This window comes from Bacteroides luhongzhouii, assembly GCF_009193295.2.
Lineage (GTDB): Bacteria > Bacteroidota > Bacteroidia > Bacteroidales > Bacteroidaceae > Bacteroides > Bacteroides luhongzhouii.
On sequence record NZ_CP059973.1, the window covers coordinates 4,910,323 to 4,933,230 of the forward strand.

General features: G+C 40.0%; 21 protein-coding genes and 3 pseudogenes. 4 read left to right on the top strand and 20 right to left on the bottom strand.

Features of this window, described 5'->3' with window-relative positions:
- Positions 1-32: 32 nt before the first annotated feature.
- From GD631_RS18690 to GD631_RS18700, 3 genes and pseudogenes are all read right to left on the bottom strand, one after another.
- A complete protein-coding gene (locus GD631_RS18690) occupies positions 33-1,166 on the bottom strand; it encodes an OmpA family protein (RefSeq protein ID WP_185911511.1) in 1,134 nt (377 codons plus the stop codon).
- A gap of 168 nt (positions 1,167-1,334) precedes the next feature.
- Positions 1,335-1,847, bottom strand: a pseudogene (locus tag GD631_RS18695) (cupin domain-containing protein); the annotation flags it as partial.
- 115 nt (positions 1,848-1,962) lie between these two features.
- On the bottom strand, positions 1,963-2,358 hold the full coding sequence (locus GD631_RS18700) for a putative quinol monooxygenase (RefSeq protein ID WP_143259671.1): 396 nt from the start codon (positions 2,356-2,358) through the stop codon (positions 1,963-1,965).
- A 187-nt stretch (positions 2,359-2,545) separates the two neighbouring features.
- Between GD631_RS18700 and GD631_RS18705 the strand changes: the two genes are divergently transcribed.
- Entirely contained in the window at positions 2,546-3,457 is a 912-nt protein-coding gene (locus tag GD631_RS18705) for a helix-turn-helix domain-containing protein (protein WP_143259669.1), read from the top strand.
- Between the two features lie 157 nt (positions 3,458-3,614).
- On the opposite strand, the gene GD631_RS18710 is transcribed toward GD631_RS18705, so the two are convergent.
- From GD631_RS18710 to GD631_RS22225, 8 genes and pseudogenes are all read right to left on the bottom strand, one after another.
- A complete protein-coding gene (locus GD631_RS18710; protein WP_055235299.1) occupies positions 3,615-4,190 on the bottom strand; it encodes a sugar O-acetyltransferase in 576 nt (191 codons plus the stop codon).
- A 110-nt stretch (positions 4,191-4,300) separates the two neighbouring features.
- Positions 4,301-4,405, bottom strand: a pseudogene (locus GD631_RS22355) (EamA family transporter); the annotation flags it as partial.
- A 39-nt stretch (positions 4,406-4,444) separates the two neighbouring features.
- Positions 4,445-5,602: a MalY/PatB family protein gene (locus tag GD631_RS18715; protein WP_143259667.1), complete on the bottom strand. Its 1,158-nt coding sequence runs from the start codon at positions 5,600-5,602 to the stop codon at positions 4,445-4,447.
- Between the two features lie 3 nt (positions 5,603-5,605).
- Positions 5,606-6,469 carry a DUF3737 family protein gene (locus GD631_RS18720; protein WP_143259665.1) on the bottom strand — a complete coding sequence of 288 codons (864 nt, stop codon included), beginning with the start codon at positions 6,467-6,469 and terminating at the stop codon, positions 5,606-5,608.
- A gap of 11 nt (positions 6,470-6,480) precedes the next feature.
- A complete protein-coding gene (locus GD631_RS18725; RefSeq protein ID WP_244983344.1) occupies positions 6,481-7,023 on the bottom strand; it encodes a cyclophilin-like fold protein in 543 nt (180 codons plus the stop codon).
- 18 nt (positions 7,024-7,041) lie between these two features.
- Complete coding sequence (locus tag GD631_RS18730) at positions 7,042-8,073, bottom strand: alpha/beta hydrolase (protein WP_143259663.1); 1,032 nt, start codon at positions 8,071-8,073, stop codon at positions 7,042-7,044.
- Positions 8,074-8,203: 130 nt separating this feature from the next.
- Positions 8,204-9,409 carry an MFS transporter gene (locus GD631_RS18735; RefSeq protein ID WP_143259661.1) on the bottom strand — a complete coding sequence of 402 codons (1,206 nt, stop codon included), beginning with the start codon at positions 9,407-9,409 and terminating at the stop codon, positions 8,204-8,206.
- Between the two features lie 12 nt (positions 9,410-9,421).
- Positions 9,422-9,619 carry a hypothetical protein gene (locus GD631_RS22225; RefSeq protein ID WP_223225956.1) on the bottom strand — a complete coding sequence of 66 codons (198 nt, stop codon included), beginning with the start codon at positions 9,617-9,619 and terminating at the stop codon, positions 9,422-9,424.
- Between the two features lie 285 nt (positions 9,620-9,904).
- Between GD631_RS22225 and GD631_RS18745 the strand changes: the two are divergent.
- Positions 9,905-10,024, top strand: a pseudogene (locus GD631_RS18745) (helix-turn-helix domain-containing protein); the annotation flags it as partial.
- 142 nt (positions 10,025-10,166) lie between these two features.
- The gene (locus GD631_RS18750; protein ID WP_143259659.1) at positions 10,167-11,924 is read left to right on the top strand and encodes a 1-deoxy-D-xylulose-5-phosphate synthase; all 1,758 of its coding nucleotides are present in this window, start codon (positions 10,167-10,169) and stop codon (positions 11,922-11,924) included.
- 169 nt (positions 11,925-12,093) lie between these two features.
- On the opposite strand, the gene GD631_RS18755 is transcribed toward GD631_RS18750, so the two are convergent.
- Complete coding sequence (locus GD631_RS18755) at positions 12,094-12,984, bottom strand: helix-turn-helix domain-containing protein (RefSeq protein ID WP_004304051.1); 891 nt, start codon at positions 12,982-12,984, stop codon at positions 12,094-12,096.
- 155 nt (positions 12,985-13,139) lie between these two features.
- Between GD631_RS18755 and GD631_RS18760 the strand changes: the two genes are divergently transcribed.
- Positions 13,140-13,811: a YczE/YyaS/YitT family protein gene (locus tag GD631_RS18760; RefSeq protein ID WP_143259657.1), complete on the top strand. Its 672-nt coding sequence runs from the start codon at positions 13,140-13,142 to the stop codon at positions 13,809-13,811.
- Between the two features lie 109 nt (positions 13,812-13,920).
- On the opposite strand, the gene GD631_RS18765 is transcribed toward GD631_RS18760, so the two are convergent.
- From GD631_RS18765 to GD631_RS18800, 8 genes are all read right to left on the bottom strand, one after another.
- Positions 13,921-17,172: a S41 family peptidase gene (locus tag GD631_RS18765; RefSeq protein WP_143259656.1), complete on the bottom strand. Its 3,252-nt coding sequence runs from the start codon at positions 17,170-17,172 to the stop codon at positions 13,921-13,923.
- Positions 17,173-17,189: 17 nt separating this feature from the next.
- Entirely contained in the window at positions 17,190-18,011 is an 822-nt protein-coding gene (locus GD631_RS18770) for an MBL fold metallo-hydrolase (protein ID WP_143259654.1), read from the bottom strand.
- 148 nt (positions 18,012-18,159) lie between these two features.
- The gene (locus GD631_RS18775) at positions 18,160-18,699 is read right to left on the bottom strand and encodes a flavodoxin family protein (RefSeq protein ID WP_143259652.1); all 540 of its coding nucleotides are present in this window, start codon (positions 18,697-18,699) and stop codon (positions 18,160-18,162) included.
- Between the two features lie 144 nt (positions 18,700-18,843).
- A complete protein-coding gene (locus tag GD631_RS18780; protein ID WP_143259650.1) occupies positions 18,844-19,053 on the bottom strand; it encodes a hypothetical protein in 210 nt (69 codons plus the stop codon).
- A gap of 9 nt (positions 19,054-19,062) precedes the next feature.
- On the bottom strand, positions 19,063-19,896 hold the full coding sequence (locus GD631_RS18785; protein WP_244983345.1) for a hypothetical protein: 834 nt from the start codon (positions 19,894-19,896) through the stop codon (positions 19,063-19,065).
- Between the two features lie 439 nt (positions 19,897-20,335).
- Positions 20,336-21,292 carry a Bf21 family immunity protein gene (gene bfi2, locus GD631_RS18790; protein WP_143259646.1) on the bottom strand — a complete coding sequence of 319 codons (957 nt, stop codon included), beginning with the start codon at positions 21,290-21,292 and terminating at the stop codon, positions 20,336-20,338.
- Positions 21,293-21,369: 77 nt separating this feature from the next.
- Positions 21,370-21,792: a hypothetical protein gene (locus GD631_RS18795; RefSeq protein WP_143259645.1), complete on the bottom strand. Its 423-nt coding sequence runs from the start codon at positions 21,790-21,792 to the stop codon at positions 21,370-21,372.
- Between the two features lie 29 nt (positions 21,793-21,821).
- A complete protein-coding gene (locus tag GD631_RS18800) occupies positions 21,822-22,865 on the bottom strand; it encodes a hypothetical protein (protein WP_143259643.1) in 1,044 nt (347 codons plus the stop codon).
- Between the last annotated feature and the right edge of the window lie 43 nt (positions 22,866-22,908).

The window sequence follows — 22,908 nt, forward strand, 5'->3', positions numbered from 1 at the left end:
CCTTTGTTATTCTATTTATGTAATATATCTATTTAATCCTCAATCGTACATATACTTACACGGTTCCAATCCGGTTCGGTAAACATGTCACCTACGCCCTGACCTTCAGCAGTAATGCGGGATGCATTAATCTTGTATTTATTAACAAGGATAGTCTTTACAGCCTCTGCACGAGCAGCAGCGATTCTTGCGTTGACTTCAACACTACCTTCCGGAGAAGCGTATCCTTTAATAACAACTTTTGCATCGGCATATTTCTTCATGTATGAAGCTACACGTTCCACATTAGGAAGTTGCGAAGCGTCAACCGATGATTTACCTTGTCTGAAAGTAATGATAGATTCGGGTACACGGGCAGTTTTCACTACTGTTTCTACCGGAACCACCTTTGTACGGCAGGCTTCAAGTTCTTCCTGTAATCCGTTGATCCGCTGATTTGCATTGCTGATTTCACCATCTTTGTTGTTCACCTCTGAACGAAGCGCATTGATGGAAGAGTTCAATCCGTCAATTTCAGCTTGGTTGTACACTCTCACTTTAGCAAAATGATGTGTTCCGTTACTTGTCTTAAAGTGATATGTCAATCCGGCTGTCAATTCGAAACCTGCGTTATTGGCATTGAAACGGCTCTTTGTTTCGGGGTAAGTGCCTTGCATATCATATACAATGGCAGGCTTAATACCCAATGTCCATGCTTTACTTTCCCCCAAGTTGAAGTTGAAGTTCAATCCCAAACGAGTAGACCAGGAGTTCTGATCTCCGTCACCATTCACATAATAATGTAACCAGCCCATTCCTGCAACAGCTTCCACCTCAAACAAACGAGGTTCGCCAGTGTAACCTGCAAATAGATTCATCAAATTGACTTTACCCAATAAGCTGACATCCGAAGCATCAAAAGATGTTTTACTCGGAGTGGTATTAACATATCCCATTCCCTGAAATCCCAAACCGAAGATAGGAGTTAATTGTTTTGAGACTCCCACTCCAAAAGCGGGGCGCATATTTTTAAAGAAAGCACTGTGAGTAAGGGGAGTGATCGCACCGGCATTCACTTCTACAGACCAATTATCTGTAACTTTTGTACCTTCCACAACTGATTGGGCTTTTGCTGTAAGTCCACCCAATATCAAGGCTAATAAAATAATCGATTTTCTCATAATCATAAGTTTTAAAATGTAATGTTTTATCTGCTAAATCATTAGAAATGCTTTATTTGTCCATGTCTAACTTTCTAGTTCATTTTTTAATTCGTTATTCACTTTAAACAACATATCATATCAAAAATTAGTTCGCAAGCCTAGTAGCCAATTAACATCTATTGTGTTTTTGAGGATTGCTACGTTATCTTTCGTTGCTTCGGCATACTGTTGGTCATCCACTCGTTCCAACCACGTATTCTGGTTGGCCTGCGGATTGCATCCGATAGCCAGATGTGAGAACCAACTATCGGGAGCGGCGCCATGCCAGTGTTCTATGTTCGGAGCAATTTCAACCACATCACCAGGAAGCAAACGGCGCGCAGCTTTACCACGTTCCTGATAATATCCCACACCGCCGACGGCAATCAGGAGTTGTCCACCCGTATGGCTGTGCCAATTATTCCGGCAGCCAGGCTCAAAAGTAACGTTGGACATGGGTACATTCAAGTCTTTGTTACCAGTCAGCGGTGCCAGCCAAGATCTACCCGTGAAATATTGTTCGAATCCGGTATTCGCTTTTCCTACCGGAAATGCGCTGATGTTTTGAGGTACTTCTTCTTTTTTCATATTCTGTGCATTTATAGATTGCATCGGGATTTGCATCATTCCGATAGCTGTTACAATAATAAAAAACAATTTTCTCATATAACTACGTATGGTTTATTATTTATGAACTCTCTGATAATGCAAAGTTAGCTATTCTGTTCCAACTCTTTATGATACAAATTACGGATATAGAAACCAATATTACTGATTCAATTTACTTAATCTTCAGCCCGGGAATGAGTGGAGTGGTATCTACCAGTTCGAGCGACTGCACCATATCAAGCGTTTCTTTTTTATATTTCTGAAAATGAGGCGTAGCAATATGGCTTTTATAAGCTGCTTCATCAAGATAAATTTCAAGAATTGTCACATGGTGGGGACGTTCTTTCTCCGCTACGGCATAGAGTACCAGCACACCTGGTTCTAATCGCATTGAGGCTTCGATTTCTTCCTTCAGATAAGCATTATATTCTTCCAGTCGTGCCGAATCGACTGTTATGCGAGACAACCGTACTTTATTATTTTCGGTGGCAAACCGCTCAACCGGTTTAATGATGCTGGCCGAAATAGCGGCAGCAAACAATAGAAAAGCAATCAGTAACTTTTTCATCTTGATAACTTATGATAGTTCGAATTTCAGTATTAAATTACCGATTACAAAATTACTGGGAATCATCCACCCCGGATGTAGACGATTTACGGATATTTATACCCCAATCATGGATTTTGAAGATGGAGAACTAATTTTATGGATAAAAAAGAATTATATTTGTAACCTACTAAAAGCAGACAACGCTATGGAAGAGAATTATAAAGACGAAATGGTTGTAATAGATAACGTGAATCGTTATAACGAAATCTTCGGGCTTGAAACCAAACATCCGTTGGTCAGCATCATCGATCTCACCAAGGCCACCACATGGCCTACACGCGCATGGTTTCGCTATGAAGTGTATGCGCTATTCTTGAAGAATGTAAAATGCGGTGATATTAAATACGGTCGTCAATATTATGACTATCAAGACGGAACCATTGTCTGTTTTGGCCCCGGGCAAATTACTGATTTGGAATTGATCCAAAATATTCAGCCCAATGCGCACGGCCTCCTATTCCATCCCGACCTCATACGGGGCACTAGCCTCGGACAAGAGATAAAAAACTACTCATTCTTCTCTTACGAAACCAATGAAGCACTCCATCTTTCTGAAGAGGAGCGACAGATAGTAATGGATTGCCTGCAAAAAATAGCAATCGAACTAAACCATGCTATCGACAGACACAGTCGCCGCCTGATCTGTACCAATATCAGATTGCTGCTTGATTACTGTATGCGCTTTTACGAACGGCAGTTTGAAACCCGAAACAAAGTTAACAATGATATTATCGTCCGCTTCGAACATCTGCTCAATGAATATTTTGAAGGAGATGCTCCGCAACATTTAGGATTGCCATCGGTCAAATACTTTGCCGACAAAGTATTCCTTTCTCCCAACTACTTTGGCGATATGATTCGTAAGCAAACTGGTAAAACCGTCTCCGAATATATTCAGGATAAAATGATTGAACTGGCAAAAGAACAACTCTTGTCTTCGGATAAAACAACGAGTCAGATTGCCTACGAAATCGGATTCCAGTATCCACAACATCTTAGCCGAATGTTTAAACGAATTGTCGGGATGACTCCTAATAAATTCCGCACGCAAACCTGACATCTTAAATACAAAGATATAGCGTCATTATTAGATCAACACATTCCTCCCTTATACTCCCCGTTCAGGTATTTTTTACGTTATGAATGGGAAGTGCTTAACATAGCATTACAAGTGACTTTTTTACTGACGAGATAATACGAATATTAAAGAAGCGTCAATCCTCTATCTGTTTAAGGATTCTACACGGATTGCCAACCGCCAGCACATTGGCCGGAATAGACTTTGTGACAACGCTCCCTGCCCCAATAGTTGTATTATCGCCAATAGTTACTCCCGGAAGAATAATGCATCCTCCACCAATCCACACATTATTACCAATAATCACCGGAGCTGTCTGTGACTTCCAAAAAGTACTGTTTTCAGAGGTTCTTTCCGATGCCTTTGTAGAATGAAAAACAGTATAAATATGTACTCCCGGCCCAATCCCCGAATTATCACCGATAACAATCTTGTTACAATCAAGAAAAACGCAATTCATATTAATCTCTACATTCTTCCCGATATAAATATTCTCACCATAGTCCACAAAGAAAGGAGCACTAATCCAGACATTATCCCCCCTTGAACCGATTAATTCATCTAATAAATCAGAAATTTTACCTGCATCAGTAGTGAGAGTATTATTATACTCCTGTTGAAGCTGCTTTGCTTTATGCCATCTGGTCAATAACTCATTATCAGCACAATCATAAACTTCTCCCGCCAACATTTTTTCTTTTTCTGTTCTCATTTCTCAAATTATTGGTTTATTCATCCTGATACAAATATAAGGAATTATATTATCGAAATGATATAAACAGCACAAAGCCAAAACATTCCACTGGCAAAAAGCATCTGTCAGGCAGAACCGGCAAAAGCATTCACTTTTTCTTCACGAGAAGAACGATATTTGGCATATAGCGTTCCCAAAGCCCAAGATATACACCCGAAAATAAGGAGCAGGAGTGAGAAGGGGGATCTCTCAATAAACTGACAATTATTTTATTATTTCAAAGCCCGCTTCAATCTGCTTAATCCATCTATCAACCGCTGTCTCGGACAGGCAATATTGATGCGGATAAATTCTTCACCAGCCTCTCCATACAGGCTGCCTTCGTTCACCCAAAGTTTTTCTTTCTTCAACAAGTCTTTGACTATTTCCTCTGACACCTGATGCAGAACCGAACAATCTACCCAAACTAAATACGTACCTTCCAACATCATTACAGGAAACTCCGGAAGATAGGTCTCGAAATAACCTTTTAAATAGATGTAATTCGTAAACAAATAGATTTTAAGTTCTTCCAGCCATTCTTCACCCTCATTATAAGCAGCTATCAACGCCTCCACTCCAAAAGGATTCACATCACAGACTTCATTTATATTAATTGCTTTATCTATCCGCCTCCGTACATCTGCATCTGCGGAAATGATATTGGCTATCTGAAGTCCTGCCAAATTAAAGGCTTTGCTAGGCGAAACAAAAGTGACCGAGTTCAGTAGGAATTCTTCTGATATAGAAGCAAAAGGAGTATATTCATGCCCCAGAAATACCAATTCACAATGAATCTCATCCGCAACCACAAATACATTATTTCGAAGACAAATCTCACCTATCCGCCTTAACTCTTGCTTGCTCCACACTCTTCCGGCAGGATTGTGCGGATTACATAACAACAGAAGTTTTACCTTCGGGTCTGAAGCTTTCCTCTCCAAATCATCAAAGTCAATCTGATAGCCCCTGTTTCTATATACCAAAGGATTGGCAATCATCTCGCATCCGTTATTACGGATAGAGGAGAAAAAACAGTTATATACAGGTGTCTGCACCATTACTTTATCTCCGGGCAGCGTTAATGCTTTAATTACAGCAGATATTGCCGGCACAACACCGGTGGTGTAAATAATCCATTCTTTTTCCATCTGCCAGGCATGCCGCCGAGCAAACCAATTTACAACTGCCTCGTAGTATGCATCAGGTACACGTACATAACCGAAAATTCCATGTTCCACCCGTTTCTTCAGTGCCTCCACGACAGGGGGAGCCGTACGGAAATCCATATCAGCTACCCACATCGGCAATACATCCGCATCTTCAGCCGAATCCCATTTATAAGAATTCGTTCCTCTGCGTGGAATAATTTCATCGAAATTATACTTCATATTTCAATTAAAACAGGTTAGATCGTCCCAAAGTTTCAATTCGCAATTTCCTGGTGATTTAAGATTTTCGTCCAAAATGATTGCTCCGAAACTTTCGGCAACAATACTTCCCGTACGAGGATTTTTTACGCTATGAACGGGACTTTTAATCGTTGCCTTCACACTACTGTGTTCAAAAGCAAGGTCAGCATCCTCTGCCATCGTACAATTTTCCATCACCAAATCATGTGCGTAGCAAAGCGGTTGAGTCCCCGAAACCCTGCAATTTACCAAACGTAAGTTTTTAGAATGCCAGCCCAGATATTCTCCGTTCAGCTCGGAATCATAGACTGTTACATTTTCCGTATTCCAGAAAGCATCTTTGGAGTTGATAACTGCATTACGGATTTCTACATTCTTGCAATATTGGAACGAATAGTTCCCGTTTTGGGCATAGTTTTGTATCTTAATATTCTCACTGTGTATAAAAAGGTAATCCGCTTTATCAATCTGTACGTTCTTCAGCTCTATATTACGGCAATACCAAAACGTTTCCAAAGCATTAGGCAACTGCACGTTTTCGAGTTTTATTCCGTCCATTTCACGAAACATCTTCGGTGCTTCTACCAAGGTATCTGCCATTTGCAGACTTTGAGAGTACCATAGAGCAGCACGGGCTCCCTCTGTAAAGAGACAGTTTTTCACAATGAATCCGTTGGTATGCCAAAAAGGATATTTTCCTTCAAAGCGACAGTTGATTGCTATAATATTACTACATTCTTTCAATGCAGATTCACCGGCGTGAATTGTTACATCTTCCAGTTGAAGGTCGTGGGTCGCGAACAGAGGACGTTCGCCTCCATATTCTTTATTTCTTATTTGTTCCATTAGTTTATTCTTTAATCTGTTATTTCAAAAGTTACATTTACGCCTCCTGAACCAAGGACAGAGGCTAGTCCTGAAGGATTTGTTATGTGTCCTAAACGGGTATAAGTATATGAGGTGGGAAAGGTTTCATAAAAAAGTACCACACAAGTGGAACCGTAAAGCATCAAGTCCCCCGTCCGAATAGTCCCAGGATTGAATGATGCTGTCGGCAAACCATTCGACAGATAATAATATTTTTCATTACCATGCAGTTCGGACATATCCACTGTCATAGGGAGTAGTCTCTTAAATGCTTTCGCTGTCTCATTATTGTCCAATGTGGCATTGAATGAAACAGGTCCGATTGTTATTTTAAGATTATTGCTCACTGGGGTATCATCGTTATTGTCGTCATTATCATCGGGATTATTGTTACTGCCATTATCACCGGACCCCGAACCATTACCCGGAGTCACTTGTTGACCTGCTCCCTGTATGGGTTCATCTTCGCTACATGATGCGGAACCGACCGATAATGTCAGCATAGTAAGAATTGCTATTATATAGTATCTCATATTTATAGTATTAAAAACTTATTTCTTTAGATATTCCTTAAAGAAAGATTCCAGTTTATCAAATGGAATAAGGCTCACACGATCGTAAAGATCTACGTGCCCGACACCGGGTACTATATATAGTTCTTTAGGTTCGGCGGCCAATCGGTAGGCGTCTTCACTAAATTCACGTGAGTGGGCATTTTCACCGGTGATGAAAAGCATAGGGCGGGGTGAAATAGTCTCAATATCTTCGAAAGGATAGAAATTCATAAATTTCACATTGCTTGAAAGTGTAGGATGAGTGGTGGTCATAGGAGTTGCTCCGTCGGGGGTAAATTCTCCTCTTTGTGTACGGTAGAACTCATAGAACTCCCGTTCAATCGGACTGGACTTTTCTGTCAGTTGATGTACAGTACCACCGGTATATTTAGTTTCTCCACCTAAAAATTCAGCATAACGCTGTTCTGCCGCTTCAGCCATTATTTGCCTTCTCTGTTCCAATGTCAATGAGTGTTTTAGCCCGTTACGGCTAGCCGTACCCATATTGTACATACTGATTGTCGCAATGGCCTTAAGGCGAGGATCTATTTTCACTGCACTGATAGCAAAACTTCCACTGCCACAAATTCCGATCACTCCAATCAGATTCCGGTCAACAAACGGACGGGTACCTAAAAAATCAACTGCGGCACTAAAGTCTTCCGCATAAACTTCCGGCAAAACAGCATTGCGCGGCTCGCCTTCACTCCCACCCCAAAAAGACAGGTCTATGGAGAGTGTTACAAACCCCCTTTCAGCCATTTTCGTTGCATAAAGATTTGCGCTCTGTTCCTTGACGGCTCCCATGGGATGTCCGACAATGATTGCAGGATATTTGTCTCCTTCTTTCATATTCTTAGGCAGAAACAAATTTCCGGCTACCTTCATTTTATACTGGTTGAAAAAAGAGACTTTCTCCACACTTACCAAATCACTTTTATAAAAGTTATCTGCATCCGTCTGTGCAGAAGAAAAACTAGTTCCAAGCATCATCATAAACACAGTTGTTAATAATAAAATCCGTTTCATATCTCTTATTTTTAATTATTAAAAAATTGATTGTCTACTTTCTACATTGCAAAAATACGATAAAAGAAAGAGACCGTTTGTAGATGAATTACTGACATAATAACCCCAATTACGGATTATATTTTTTTTATTATTCTGTTACAACATTGACATTAACCTGCTTCCGGATATGCGCTACGCGAACCCGCAGATAAACGAATACAATACTCGCAATCAGGAAAAGCAACGATCCAAAAACAGAATATCGTGTCCCCATCTCTGTAATAAAAGCTCCGCATATAGCTGTACCAATCGTTGTTCCTAAATTGGCTGAAGTCAGAAACATTCCATTAGCAAAGTCCGGAGCTTCGGGAGCGGCATCTGTTATCATATATTGCATATTATTACTTGCTATACCCGCCAATACGCCTAAAATAAGAATGACAATCACCATAGCTCCAATCCATTCTCCAACGATGAACAGACAGATATATGAAACCAATAGCGCAAAAGGCATGAAGATAATCGAACGCCTGGCGTTTATTGACAGCTGCTTCCCCGCTATCACATTACCCACAATATTTGCCAAACCATATACAAGTAATACTGCACTTATCACATTATATGGGACCTCCGTTACTTTTTTCAGGTAATCCGACATATAGCTAAAGAATCCGAACATAGCTCCATTAATCAAGGTAACAGCAATAATTGAATGCCACATCGTTGTTTTTTTCAATACGCAAAGCTGCGCACCATAAGATACTTTTTCTTTTACAGGCATGGAAGGGATAAACAAAATCGTAGCAACAAAGACTAATGCGTTTACAACAGTGAAAAACAACATCGCCATGGAGAACGAAACTTCACTGGCAATAAAACTAGTCACCGGAACGCCCAACACCATACCGGCGGACACACCGACAAAGACTTTAGAAACAGCCTTGGGAGCCTGTTCCTTGCTAACAGACGCCGCGGCTACCGTAAAAGCCATAGAGACATATACCGGATGCAGGAAAGCGGGAAGTATCCGAGCAATCAACAATACTGTGAAATTAGAGGTGAGCATGGATATTACATTACTTATTGTGAACAATCCCAATGCCAGCAACATTACTTTCTTCCGATTGATCCCCGAAAATAATAAAGGAGTCACAGGGGCTGACGCAGCCACCACCAACGCGAAAACACTTACCGTCCAGCCGGCTTGGGGTACGGAAACATTAAAAGTAATGGCTATTAAGGGCAGGATCCCCACTACTCCCATTTCGGTGTTTATAATTCCAAATACACCGACCGTAAGGATAAAAACGAGCAAACCGCCCGAATTGAGTTTTAATTTATTTTTTTGTTCCATGGTTACTATATGCTATTTATAATTCCAATCCCTTTTTATGGGCGTTTTCAAGATGTACTTTATCAATCTGCCATGCCAGTTTCTCGCATCCGGTACAACCACTGACACAGAATGTCTGCGCTCTACCAATCTTTTAATATATGCATCGGTCAGTCGGTCTGTATTGTCGAGTTTTGTGCCCGCACTCATTATTACAAGTATCTTTTTCATATCTCTCTGATGTATTTTTTCGATTAGCGAAGGAAGCGAAGTGTCTGTCACTTCTTTACTATTCAAATACCGAATTTTATTAATTTCCTCTGCTTCATTAAGTTTTATTTAACATGGCAAAGATCGGAAGAATATAAAGAAGCCATTGTAGACGGATTACGGATATGATAACCCCAATTACAGATTAGTCATTTCCCTACTATGAAAACAGGACATTTATCTGTATCTTTGTTACCGATCCCAAATACCAAAAGCCATGGATAAAGTTATAAAACTAGAGAATGTGAAACCGTAAGTCAGATAGCTTATTCGTTAGGATTCCAATACCCGCAACATCTCTGCAGATTATTCAAAAAACGCGTCGGATGCACGCCTAATGAATACAGAAGCCAAATTTTAGCATAAAAATATGGTTCACTCGAATAAGGGAACTGTAATATAGGTAAAACAATCCGTAATTCATATACAAACAGATTTCAAATCCTGCTGTATCTTTGCAGTGCCATAAAGAAATAAGTAAAAACATTATTTAGAAAAACTGTTTGATATGTACTTAGAAAATATTTATTCTCCGGCAGATGTAAAGAAGCTGTCGGTAAAAGAGCTAAACGAGTTAAGTGATGAAATCCGTGTGTCACTCCTACAAAAGTTAAGCGAACATGGCGGGCATTTCGGGCCCAACTTCGGAATGGTGGAAGCAACGATTGCCTTGCACTATGTATTCAATTCTCCGAAAGATAAAATCGTATTCGATGTATCGCACCAAAGTTATGTACACAAGATGCTGACTGGCCGTAAAAACGCTTTTCTTCATCCGGAAGAATACGATCTCGTGTCCGGTTATACCGAACCACAAGAAAGCGAACACGACTTCTTTGTAATCGGTCATACTTCTACCTCTGTCAGTCTGGCCTGCGGATTGGCTAAAGGACGCGACCTTACAGGTGGCAATGAAAATATCATAGCTGTCATAGGCGACGGCTCCTTAAGCGGAGGGGAGGCTTTCGAAGGACTGGACTATGCTGCAGAACTTGGCACCAACATGATTATTATCGTCAATGATAATCAAATGTCTATCGCTGAAAATCATGGAGGTCTATACAGGAATCTGAAAGAATTGCGTGACAGTAACGGTCAGTGCGAATGTAACTTCTTCAAGGCGATGGGTCTGGATTATATATATGTAAATGAGGGTAACGACGTACAAGCATTGATTGAAGCATTCTCCAAAGTGAAAGATATTCAGCATCCGGTAGTAGTACACATCAATACTTTGAAAGGTAAAGGTTATGCACGTGCCGAACAAGATAAAGAGACTTACCACTGGCGCACTCCATTCAATCTGGAAACCGGAGAAGCAAAAGTCAGTTATGAGGAAGAAGATTACAGCGAAGTAACCGCTCAATATCTGCTGAAAAAGATGAAAGAAGATTCTCGTGTGGTGACAATCACTTCGGGCACTCCCACTGTATTGGGATTTACACTGGACCGTCGTCAAGAAGCAGGTAAGCAGTTTGTAGATGTCGGTATTGCAGAAGAACACGCAGTAGCTCTTGCTTCGGGTATCGCAGCCAATGGCGGAAAACCTGTTTACGGAGTGTATAGTACATTTATCCAACGTTCATACGATCAACTTTCGCAAGACCTCTGTATCAATAATAACCCGGCTGTTTTGTTGGTATTCTGGGGTACACTGTCCGGAATGAATGATGTAACTCACCTCTGCTTCTTCGATATTCCGCTCATCAGCAATATTCCTAATATGGTTTATCTGGCACCGACTTGCAAAGAGGAATATCTTGCTATGCTAGAATGGAGTATCCGCCAAAATGAACACCCGGTTGCAATCCGTGTACCGGCAACAGATGTAATTACTTGTGGGGAACCGGTGGAGACTGATTATAGTGTTCTCAATCGCTATAAAGTAACGCATCGTGGATCAAAAGTAGCCATTCTTGCTTTAGGTTCGTTCTATGGATTGGGACAGTCGGTTGCATCACTTCTGAAAGAAAAAGCCAATATTGACGCAACACTCATCAATCCGCGTTACATCACCGGTGTAGACAACGAACTGATGGATGAACTGAAAGCAGATCACGAATTAGTGATTACGTTGGAAGACGGTGTATTGGATGGCGGTTTCGGTGAAAAGATTGCCCGTTATTATGGTGCTACAAACATGAAAGTTCTGAACTTTGGAGCTAAAAAAGAATTTGTTGACCGATATGATATACAGGAGTTTCTCCGTGCCAATCATTTGACGGATGAACAAATTGTAGAAGATATCACAGCAGTGATCGGTTAAAATCAAGCCAATTCACTATATATTCAAGTAGGTTGATGTATACGGTCTTTAAGGACAGTTGCATCAACCTACTTCCATTTTCATTCAAATCAGTCAACTTATTATTTAAATTCATTATATTCCCTATTCAGTTCAGTAATTCCCCATTCAGTTCAGCAATCCTTTCCGTTCAAATCAATAATCCTTTCCGATAATTCAACGGAGTCTGTCCCGCATTTCTTTTAAAGAACTTACAAAAACCGGCTGCATCACTAAACCCCAGTTTAGCAGCAATCTCGCCAACCGTAAATTTGGTAGAACTCAATAAAGTACGCGCTTCCATTACTAACAATTCATTTATAAGGCTATTGATAGTCTTACCTGTTCCAAGACGTACAATACGTGCCAGGTACTGTTCACTAATAGCCAGTTTATCCGCATAAAAGCTCACGAAATGTTCTTCCCTGAAATTACGGGTAACGAGTGCATGAAATTCTTGCAGAACATGGTCTTTACGACTGATCTCTTTTTTGATAACGGTCTTTCGGGAAAGAAAATCTGCTATATCCAAAAACAGAGAATTGCACGCTGCCTGTATACGCCGGAAAAGGAAATGATGTTCAATATTCATTAGATGCATCAATACTTCCAGCTCCTTATGGATGATTTGAGCTTCGTACTCCGTCAACTGAATCGTATATTGCTTATTCCGCCTCATGGTTGCCAACAGGATTGCCGTGATTTGTGTCAGATATGAATCGTCCGTCCGCATGGATTCGGAAAGGGCGAGAGTGATAAATTTAATATCCCGGCTTGAATAAAGATGTTCCGTGAGATAATTCGCTCCGTGAATAAGTAACATATTCGGTTCTATCGCAATAAACTCTCCATTCAGTAGAATTTCCGAACGACCTTCAAGAACGAATATCATATAAAGCTCCCGATTGAAATAACATTCATTCGCCGGATAACTTCTATCTTTATATTCACTCCGGAAACAGACTACCTCCTCTTTATAATGAGGAAGTTCAGGATGCTCCTTCAATAGTTGCGTATTATCAAATATACGAGATTTTACCATTTACACCTTTATTTTATGACGTAAAAATACGATTTGTTTCGGATATGACAAAAACTGTATGGAATTAGATAATCTATTTCAGAGTAAAAAACAGGACCTTTGCATATCCTTTTCAATACATGAAAAGGGAATCAATAGAAAGAGGTTAAAAAGACATGGAAATGAAAGAGATTTTTAAGAGGTATTTAGTGTTTGTTATCGGACTCTATTTTTTAGCGGCAGGTATCGTATTGATTATACGCTCGGCATTAGGGACTACTCCCATATCGAGCATCAATTATGTATTAAGCCTGAATAGTCCTTTATCATTGGGTACTTGTACATTTATCATCAACATGGTGCTTATCCTGGGACAGTTCTGGTTAATCCGTAAGAACAGAACCCGGCAGGATATTATTGAAATTTTTCTTCAACTGCCGTTCTCTTTTATCTTCTCGGCATTCATTGATTTCAATATGATGGTGACAAGCGAAATACATCCCGCTAATTATGGTATGTCGATTGCTTTATTACTTACAGGATGCATAGTGCAGTCTATCGGAGTAGTACTTGAACTGAAACCAAGAGTAGCCATGATGAGCGCAGAAGCATTTGTGAAATATGCATCCCGCCATTATAACAAGGAATTTGGAAAGTTCAAAGTTTATTTCGATATTACTTTGGTTACAATGGCCGTAATTCTCTCCCTCTTACTGACACAAGGTATTCAAGGAGTACGTGAGGGGTCACTCATTGCAGCCTGCATAACCGGATATATCGTGAGTTTCCTGAATCAAAAGATAATGACGAGAAAGACCCTCCATAAATTATTACCAGTCTGGAAGTAAATCCTGCGTCAGTTTTAAATAAACACCTTATAAAAAGGTCGCTTCTTTGAAAGAATCAATATCTTTTCAAAGAAGCGACTTTTTATTTCAGATATAATTATACTTGCATTTACTTCTTCTGCTTATCTATTTCTTTCAGAAGTTCATCGACAGCCACTTTTAATTGGGTATCCTCTCCCTTAACGACTGTCTCCGGATCATTGGCGACCTTCACATCCGGTTCCAACTGGGTATTTTCCAAATAACTGCCATCAGGCAAACGATAGCCGACAATAGGAATACCAAAGACGAGTGAAGGATCTTGTAAAGTTTCCCAAGACACGCTCGTCATTGTACCCGGAACAGGCATACCGACAAGTTTTCCTATATTTTGATGTTTATATACCCATGGAGTTCCATGTGCATTCGAATAGTTGGCTTCACATTGCAGCATAATAGACGGCTTGTTCCAACGACGGCTTGGCATGTCACACGCTTCACGTCCACGGACTACTTGAGTGAAATATTTCTGACCGCTGAACAGTATTTCAATATCTTCGTGCAAACGACCACCACCGTTGAACCGGGTATCAATCACAATTCCATCACAGTTGTTATATTTTCCCAGAATATCCGAGTAAACGGTACGGAAACTGTCATCTCCCATGGATTGAATATGAACATATCCCAAACGTCCTTTCGACCATTTCTCAACATCTGCCGCCCGCTGTTTCACCCAACGTTTGTATAACAACCCATTCAGCTGACCACTCGTAACCGGCATCACTACTTCTTCCCAACGTTCTTTATTTTGCGGATTGTAGATTGAAATCAAGGTCTTCTTCCCTGCTTTATTATTCAACAGACAAGTGATGTCATGATCGGGAGTTATTTCCTCACCGTTAATCTTTTCAATGATACATCCCGCTTTTACTTTGGTACGCGAATGGTCGAACGGACCTTTCTCGATAATTTCGGCAATCTGCATCCCTTTTCCCTGATAATCCCAGTCGAACAGAAGTCCCAGATTGGAAGTAACATCACCTTTACCTTTGGGAGAATAGCGTCCTCCGGTATGTGAAACATTCAACTCGCCCAACCATTCACTCAACAGTTCTGCAAAGTCATAATTGTTATCAATGTGAGGCAGGAACTTGCGATAAGCATTAGTCATGGCATCCCAGTTTACCCCGTGCATATTGACATTATAAAAACGTTTCTGATGTTGTTTGTACACATGGTCAAACATCGCTTCACGTTCAGCTGCCAAATCCATTTTCATTTCAGCCTGATAACTGATTGATTTCAAAGCATCCGACTTGGCATCCATCTTTTGCATATTGCGGCTTCCCAATAAGAAGATATCTCCTTTTTTATCCAGCATCAGCGATGCCCACCCGGTATTGAGTTTATGCAGACGTTTTGTCTCTTTCTCACGGAGATTCATTTTCCAAAGGTCATATCCATCTTCGAAAGCAGAGAAATAGTAGAGATCCTCTCCATCTTTGGATAGTATGGCACTGCCTAAGTCAGAAGAGTTGGGAGTCAGACGTACGATACGGTCTTCAATGCCGTTAAGCTCGACTACTATATCTTTCTGGCCTACTTTTTCCTCATCCGCCTTCTCCTTATCACCGTCTTTCTTCTTGTTATCATCTTTCTCCTTTGCTTTCTTTTGTTCCTTTTCAAGTTCCTTGAGCAATTCGAAATCTTCCTTGCTCAAACGGTAACGATCATAAGCATCCTGATTGAGGAATACCAACATAACATCCTGTTGCGATCCCCAAGAAGCATGTGCACGCATACCATAACGTTCGGTCTGGAAAAGAATGGCATTTCCATCGAGTACCCAATGCGGAGAACCACTGATATATCCACTATTAGTCAGATTGGTTATCGCTCCTCCCTGTGCACTGACAATACCTATATCCGAATAAGGATCATGACGATTGCCGATAAATTCAAGAGTAAACCATTTGCCATCCGGTGACCATTCGTAGTCAAATCCACCTCCGGTGTTATACCATGTAGAACCGTCCGTCACCTGACGCACTTTCTTCGTTTTCAAATCGAGTACCATCAAACGATTGCGGTCTTCGATAAAAGCCAGCTCTTTACCATCCGGCGAATATTGCGGATAAGCACGTTCTACCGTTTTGGACGGTAATAAAACTTCCTCCTCAATAAGAGTGGCATTAGGGAAATTAGGGTCTTCCTTACGGCTTATTTTTGCAGTGTAAAGTTGCCAATTACCGGTGCGTTCACTGGCATAAACCAGTGTCCGGTTGTCCGGAGCAAAAGAGACGGCAGCTTCTTTCGCGGGAGTATTTGTAATTTGCTTGGTTGTAGCATAGTCAGTTGAAGTTACAAAAACGTCACCACGTACAATAAAAGCAACCTGTTTGCCATCCGGAGATACGGAAGCGGAAGTGGCTCCCTGTGAGAATTTAAGTGCAGCAACCTGCTCTTCATCATCACGGACAAGCTCTACTTTTACTTTTTCCGGACGGGCACCGGGTTTCTGGGTATAAAGTTCACCGTCATAGGCATAACACAAAGTTCCTTTATCGCTGACAGACAAGAAACGTACCGGATGAGTCTTAAAAGTAGTGACAGCCTTTACTTCTTGTGGAGTATTCAATGGGAAAGTATACACATTAAAAGAACCTCCATTACGTTCACTCAAAAAATAGACTGTATTACCATCAGGTGCATATACAGGATTACGGTCCTCCCCTCTTCTGTTTGTCAGGTTCGTATGTTTTCCGGTTTGGGTATTGTATAACCAAATATCTCTCGTAATGGATGAAGTGTGATGTTTTCTCCATTCATCCTCAAAACCTTTGCGGTCCTGATAAAGAAAGTTCTTTCCTGCTTTATCAAAACAAACGAGTTCGGCGGGAGTTGCCAATACTTGTTCGGTGCGTCCTCCGTCTACAGAAACTTTGTATAATTCTGTCATTGCTCCCGTAGGAAACAAAGCACTGTTTGCAGGATCTTGTATGGAAGCGGAGAAAAGGACATACTTTCCATCCGGTGTAAAAGCCGAGGGAATTTCCGATGCGGAATGGTAAGTCAGTCTCCGGGCGACACCTCCGTCGGCAGGCATGATGAACAGGTCGAAATTTCCATTCCGGTCACTGGCAAATGCGATTTGTTTTCCGTCGGGAGACCAGACGGGATTGGATTCATAAGAGGCTTGTGTGGTAAGTTGAACGGCAGTTCCTCCTTGTGCGGGAACTTTATAAATATCTCCTTTATAACAGAAGACAATCTCGGTTCCATCCGGTGAAATACGTGCATCACGCATCCACAAAGGAGTGATTGCATAGCTGGATAATGCTGATAATACCAGTGCTAACGAAGTTATTAGTTTCTTCATATCAATTTATTATATATTTATTCTGAAAAATCAGTTTGAATTAGTTTTCCCGTGTAATTATAGAATGCTTTGTCACCAAAATCTTTGAAAAAGAAGGCGTATTTATCCACTCCCGTACAATGACAAACGCCAATTTGCCGGGGAAGGTATTCCTGCAAATAATCTGCAATGATCTGATATTTTTGTTTTTCCGCATTATGAATGTGAAAACCTCCGAGAAGTAACTTGCAGGAAGATTCAGGAAATGCAGCCCGAACGGTACGCAAGATATTGGTGATCCCCCGGTGAGAACAGGCGCTCAACACAGAAACTCCTTCCGGTTCCACTAACACCATTGCCAATTCATCCTGAAAGGTATCCGGTATTTTGCAACCATCTTCTTGCTGAACCCAGAAGCGTTCAAAATGGGTATCCTCCTGATTGATAATATCAATAGATGGAAAAAGAAAAACTCCGGGAAGCAGTTCGGTCTGCTCTGTGATAAAGCGGAAACGGGAAAGATCAAGATTTTGCGTATGCTTCATTCCATTCTCACGTTCATCCTTGAATTTAGGAGAAAAGATTTCACGTTTACAGACAACGGTTGCCTGTGTATTCAATTCCAAAAAATAACGCAGTCCCCCCGTATGGTCACTGTGACCGTGGGATAATATTAAATAATCAACTTTTTGTAAATCAATGTGCAACAGACGGGCATTACGGATAAACAAGTCAGATGCTCCCGTATCGAAAAGAATTCTATTCCCTTGGATCTCAATATAGAGAGAAAGACCATGCTCTGCCTGCAATTTACGTCCATAGACACAATTCTCCACAAGAGTCGTTATTTTATAGCTCATGACATTTAGTTATCAAACAAATAATGTAAAATAAAAAGTTCTGCCACAAAATTATAATAATTCTGTGGCAGAACAAGCAATCTAATCAATTAAAATTCTTGACTTTTCAATCTTTCTGATTGAATCCTTATTTTTATCCTTCAAAAGGTTATACCATTTTTCCCATCTTGTAAGCTTCCTGCATATAGGGAGTATCCTTAATTTCCCCTACCTTCCATGCACCAATTCCATAAACCGTTCCCTTTTCCTGCGGTCCTTCCAGGCAATCGAGGAAGCCACGGAAACCATCAATGGTACGTTCCATCATTGCTTTATTATTTTCCGCAGCCGCAATAATGAAATAAAATTCCTTATTGGTTATTTCCGTATAGCGTGCACAGCAGCGGTCGATCATAATCTTCATCTGTCCGCACATGGTATAAAAATAGACCGGAGTTGCCATCACAATCACATCTGCAGCAATCATCTTCTCTACAATTTCCGCTGCATCATCCTTCTGCGGACAAGGTTTACCGTACATACTGCAAACACTGCATCCCGTACAAGGATGAACTGTTTTGTCTTTCAGGAAAATCTTCTCCACTTCATTACCTGCTTCGAGAGCACCTTTCATAAATTCATCACATAATAAATCAGAATTACCACCTTTACGTGGACTGGATGAAATTATCAAAACCTTTTTAGCCATAACTTTACTTTATTACTTTTTATTTTCAGAATTCTTTCTATCAACGATTCACTTTGCAAAAGTAGAGAAATAAAAGCTGATCGAATGTAGACAAATTACAGAGAAAGATACCTAAATTACAGATTCCATGTTTTACTGGTAATTTTACGCAATCTCTTGTACATAGTAAGCCGGCTTTTCGGGATAAGTCTTTACCATTTGGAACTCTTGTTTTATCAGTTCTTCCATTTTTGCTATTTGCTGTTTCATACCTATTTTTGTTTCCACTTGGGTATTGCTATGCCCCACAAATGCTATAAGCAATATCATTAAAGACAGTGCTTTCAAATTAGTCATAGGTTTCTGTACTTTCATGCTATCAGGTTATTTGATATATTTTACCTCCGCTGTGTTACTATCACAAAGAAAACAGTCGGTCAATACGGTGTCGTCGGGAAGTATGATGTATTCCACATTTTCAGGAGCGAACAACTTAAATACAAATTGTTTTTTCCAGATGCCGATTAAGACCAAATCGTTATCATTCGGTATTTCTATTTCATGCTTCTTACAATACCATGACACCCTGTCGTAATAATATACTATTCTGTGTTTTATTTTGGATAATCTCTGCTTAAACTCATCCGTACCATATATATAACCCATATAAGCATCTGTAACAAGTATGGTATTAGGATATATCGGTTTAGGGAATCCTTCTGCCTTCCGGCGTAAAAAGTCTTTCTCCCTGTAAGGATCGAAAGTGTCCCCTTGAGGTAACGGACGATTTTTATCCATGTAGAGAACATAAAACGACCACCAGCCGGAATCATATTGTCCTAGGACAGATAAAACGATTCCAGTATAGGGATGTGCGAATCCTAACATGCCTACAGAATAACCCGGCACTACTTTTGAAAAAGGAATGGTACAACGGCGGAAAAACAAATGTCGGGGGAAAGTGATAGTTCCGTTCATCCTATCCAATACAAAACGTCGAGAAGGAGGAAATAACCCATATAGAAACATGACGAACATTACAATTGTCATTCCGGGTATAGGGGAAAAATATGTATCACCGTAAAGGTTATCCATGTCTGCATAAATAGCCCATGCAAGGGCAAAGGCCGGAACTCCTCCAACAATTATTAAAGTTTTCCTTATTAGAAATCCCAAGTCGAAAATCAAAAATTCATCATCTACCCTTTCTATTTTCATATCTCGGACAATTTCGTTGGTTAATACAGTGGGAAATGGGTATATGATATGCTCCATTAGACGCTGCTTACCTTGAAGAATCGCTAGTGCTATCAATGTGCAAATAACTATTAATCCTATTATTAGGATGAATGTCATTCCGGATGCAAGAAGTAACAATAACTTGCCCCATAAAAAATTGAAGATCCATAATTTGCCATAGGATAACTCCTTAAGATACGCCATGCTATAAAATCCTAATGCTCCTATTGCTATGCCGCTTATAATCATAATTATTCCTGCAATTATCCTCATTGTGGACGGGCGATTTCTATCTATTTCCATATTCATTATTATAATTAGAAATTCCAAACGCTTTTACTATCCGGAGATATAAATACTTGTTCTAATTTAGTCTTTGCTTCGTTATAAAGAAGCCTTCTTGACTCTAAAGGTACATTCATCTCTTCCATATAGGGATTTCTTTCTCAATTTCAACATGTTCCTGCTCCTTCTTATTTCTGTATTTCTCAAATTCCGGCATGTCCGGCAATTCCTCTTCCTCCATGTATACTTGTATGAAGCGGGCAAAGCGCTTAGCAGCATCTATACCGCCATAGATATTTAAAGTGATTCCACCCAAAAAACGGGACGGATTGGCTATTACAAGTTGTTCTTCACCTTTCCCACTGAATGTCTTCGCTTGTGAATTAAAAGACATGGTAACCACCGCTTGTTCATAAGGAATAGTCTCTTTCCTCTGAAAGCGAAATCGGGCAGGAATAGTTATCGTTTTAGTAGTACGGTCAAAAACTACTCGACGCCAAGGTTTGAGGCAAATACCTATCATACCTAATAATGTGGCAACATCCAGTTGAAGAAGAATTAAGGCTCCTGAGTAACCTTCTGGCACAACATTCTGAGGAGTAGCACCTACATATGTAACTAAAACAATGAACAGGATAAAAGGCACAAGAAAACAAAGAACTCTTTCATAAATACCATCATTGACGATAATAATCTGTTTATCATCAATCCTCTTGAATGAATGTTCTCCAACAGGAGGTATTAAATATTCCGGTAAAGGTACGTCTTTTAAACTACCGTCATTCTTCAATGATATATTGGGAAATAATTTCCAAATAATATATAACACAATTATTCCAGCCAGACAAGAGCTACCCGTAATCGTAATTATGCCTAGTGAAATATTTGTGAAGGTTACTGTATTATTACCCTTATCTAGCATTACCATCAAAACCGTAACCGAACCTGGAATCAACCCCACTACAAATATTGATATCCAACATATCCTTACATGCCACTTTTCTCTTCTCCTTTCGGCTTCTCTACGCTTGACATCGGCTATGATTTCACGTATCGATTGCTTGTTACTCTTTTTTTTCTGTTCCTTCATTTCATCTGTTTCCTTGTCATATTATAATTTTATTTAAATAGCAAATCCATATTTTCTTTTAAAATTCCCGGAATGCCTCAAAAAAAAGAATACCGAGGTTCGTCCATAAGGAGTGCCATTATTATGAATTCGGTTATATTCCACATTATTACCATGATGACACAATATATATATTTCCAACGGATTTCTCTTAACTCTTTTGAACGGATTTTCTCAACTCTTTTTTTAAAATCATGATATGATTTTTTCAATTTCTGTCTTCTCGCTCGTTCCAGCATCTTCCTGTCGGATTCCAGCACCTTCCTGTATTGTTCCATCGATCTCCTGTATCCGGCGGCACAGTTCTCATAGGTGGCAAGCACAAAAAGTCCAGTCATGGGTGAGATGATGAGGCTATGGAGCCCGATCCACAAGTTTCCGATTTTGATAATCACGAATATCGTGAAGATTATCGTAACAATAATGGTCATTCTGTCTAAGAACTTGTCAAATCCCTTCATATCCCGATTAAATATTTACTTCCCATAACCTATTTTATTTTCAATCGCTTTCTATTTTCTTTCTTCTTCTCATTCTCTTTCACTACCTGCAGCATTTCATTGATTAAATCCTCTTCATTGCGTGTATCAAAATACTTTGTCTTTTCCACCCTTTCTACAATATTTCCCTGTTTGTCATATTTAAAAAGTACAATATCTTTGGATGTATCCGAAAGATAAACACATCTTACCTCTTTCCCATTCTTATAATAAGTGCTATCAATGAAATCGCTCCCGATACAATCAACGTGAATATCAAAACCATCCGACTTAAGTTCCGTGAAACTGCCTGTGAGCTTCATGTCAGCATCGAATCTAAATTCCTTCTTTCCGTTTTTTTCGACAATCGTCTTTTTGATATGACTGACAATACCATTCTTTATACTTTCTCCGATAAGAGTGTCTCCTGATATTTTCTCTATATTGCACACGATGTCATAGTCCCCGTCTGTACGGGGAATCCTTTTTTGGGCTTCTTCATAAGATAGTCCCCGAAAGAAGTAAGTGGTTCTCTTTTTCCCCGTGTCAAAATAGCATTGCACACTTTTTCTCAGATTACCACCTCCGTCGTATTCATTCTTTTCCTCATAGTCGTTGTCTTCAAGCAATACGTAGTCATTGTTTATGTTTCTGACGTATACCGGTTTGCGCTTGCGTTTGTCGTAATATTTCCGCAACGAATAATCAACGGTATCCCCTTGGGCATTCAATGTTAACGATTCCTCACTTTGGGGAGCGTATCTCATCATCTCAATATTGCCCGACGTCTTCGATTTTCTTTCTACGGTAAATTTTTCATTGTCCGTATACGTATAATAATCCGTACTCTTATTTTCAGTCACCTCCATTGTTTCAGCATCTTTTTCATACATACGAGATGTTCTGGTCCATTGCACCTCTGACAAACGATTCTTTTCATCGTACTTGTTTTCATAAGTCGTCACGGTTATGCGGTCATAAGTTTCCTCTTCCGAAACAGTTTTAGTTCCACAAGCATACAGGACGGCGACCAAAAGCAATAATTTTATTTTCATATACTTAATTTTAGGGCAGGATAACGTCGGCAAATCAATAGAT

Excerpts from the sequence above, each read along its gene's own strand:
- GD631_RS18690 (WP_185911511.1), bottom strand. The coding sequence starts at position 1,166 with ATGATTATGAGAAAATCGATTATTTTATTAGCCTTGATATTGGGTGGA.
- GD631_RS18700 (WP_143259671.1), bottom strand. The coding sequence starts at position 2,358 with ATGAAAAAGTTACTGATTGCTTTTCTATTGTTTGCTGCCGCTATTTCG.
- GD631_RS18705 (WP_143259669.1), top strand. The coding sequence starts at position 2,546 with ATGGAAGAGAATTATAAAGACGAAATGGTTGTAATAGATAACGTGAAT.
- GD631_RS18710 (WP_055235299.1), bottom strand. The coding sequence starts at position 4,190 with ATGAGAACAGAAAAAGAAAAAATGTTGGCGGGAGAAGTTTATGATTGT.
- GD631_RS18715 (WP_143259667.1), bottom strand. The coding sequence starts at position 5,602 with ATGAAGTATAATTTCGATGAAATTATTCCACGCAGAGGAACGAATTCT.
- GD631_RS18720 (WP_143259665.1), bottom strand. The coding sequence starts at position 6,469 with ATGGAACAAATAAGAAATAAAGAATATGGAGGCGAACGTCCTCTGTTC.
- GD631_RS18725 (WP_244983344.1), bottom strand. The coding sequence starts at position 7,023 with ATGAGATACTATATAATAGCAATTCTTACTATGCTGACATTATCGGTC.
- GD631_RS18730 (WP_143259663.1), bottom strand. The coding sequence starts at position 8,073 with ATGAAACGGATTTTATTATTAACAACTGTGTTTATGATGATGCTTGGA.
- GD631_RS18735 (WP_143259661.1), bottom strand. The coding sequence starts at position 9,409 with ATGGAACAAAAAAATAAATTAAAACTCAATTCGGGCGGTTTGCTCGTT.
- GD631_RS22225 (WP_223225956.1), bottom strand. The coding sequence starts at position 9,619 with ATGAAAAAGATACTTGTAATAATGAGTGCGGGCACAAAACTCGACAAT.
- GD631_RS18750 (WP_143259659.1), top strand. The coding sequence starts at position 10,167 with ATGTACTTAGAAAATATTTATTCTCCGGCAGATGTAAAGAAGCTGTCG.
- GD631_RS18755 (WP_004304051.1), bottom strand. The coding sequence starts at position 12,984 with ATGGTAAAATCTCGTATATTTGATAATACGCAACTATTGAAGGAGCAT.
- GD631_RS18760 (WP_143259657.1), top strand. The coding sequence starts at position 13,140 with ATGGAAATGAAAGAGATTTTTAAGAGGTATTTAGTGTTTGTTATCGGA.
- GD631_RS18765 (WP_143259656.1), bottom strand. The coding sequence starts at position 17,172 with ATGAAGAAACTAATAACTTCGTTAGCACTGGTATTATCAGCATTATCC.
- GD631_RS18770 (WP_143259654.1), bottom strand. The coding sequence starts at position 18,011 with ATGAGCTATAAAATAACGACTCTTGTGGAGAATTGTGTCTATGGACGT.
- GD631_RS18775 (WP_143259652.1), bottom strand. The coding sequence starts at position 18,699 with ATGGCTAAAAAGGTTTTGATAATTTCATCCAGTCCACGTAAAGGTGGT.
- GD631_RS18780 (WP_143259650.1), bottom strand. The coding sequence starts at position 19,053 with ATGAAAGTACAGAAACCTATGACTAATTTGAAAGCACTGTCTTTAATG.
- GD631_RS18785 (WP_244983345.1), bottom strand. The coding sequence starts at position 19,896 with ATGAAAATAGAAAGGGTAGATGATGAATTTTTGATTTTCGACTTGGGA.
- bfi2 (WP_143259646.1), bottom strand. The coding sequence starts at position 21,292 with ATGAAGGAACAGAAAAAAAAGAGTAACAAGCAATCGATACGTGAAATC.
- GD631_RS18795 (WP_143259645.1), bottom strand. The coding sequence starts at position 21,792 with ATGAAGGGATTTGACAAGTTCTTAGACAGAATGACCATTATTGTTACG.
- GD631_RS18800 (WP_143259643.1), bottom strand. The coding sequence starts at position 22,865 with ATGAAAATAAAATTATTGCTTTTGGTCGCCGTCCTGTATGCTTGTGGA.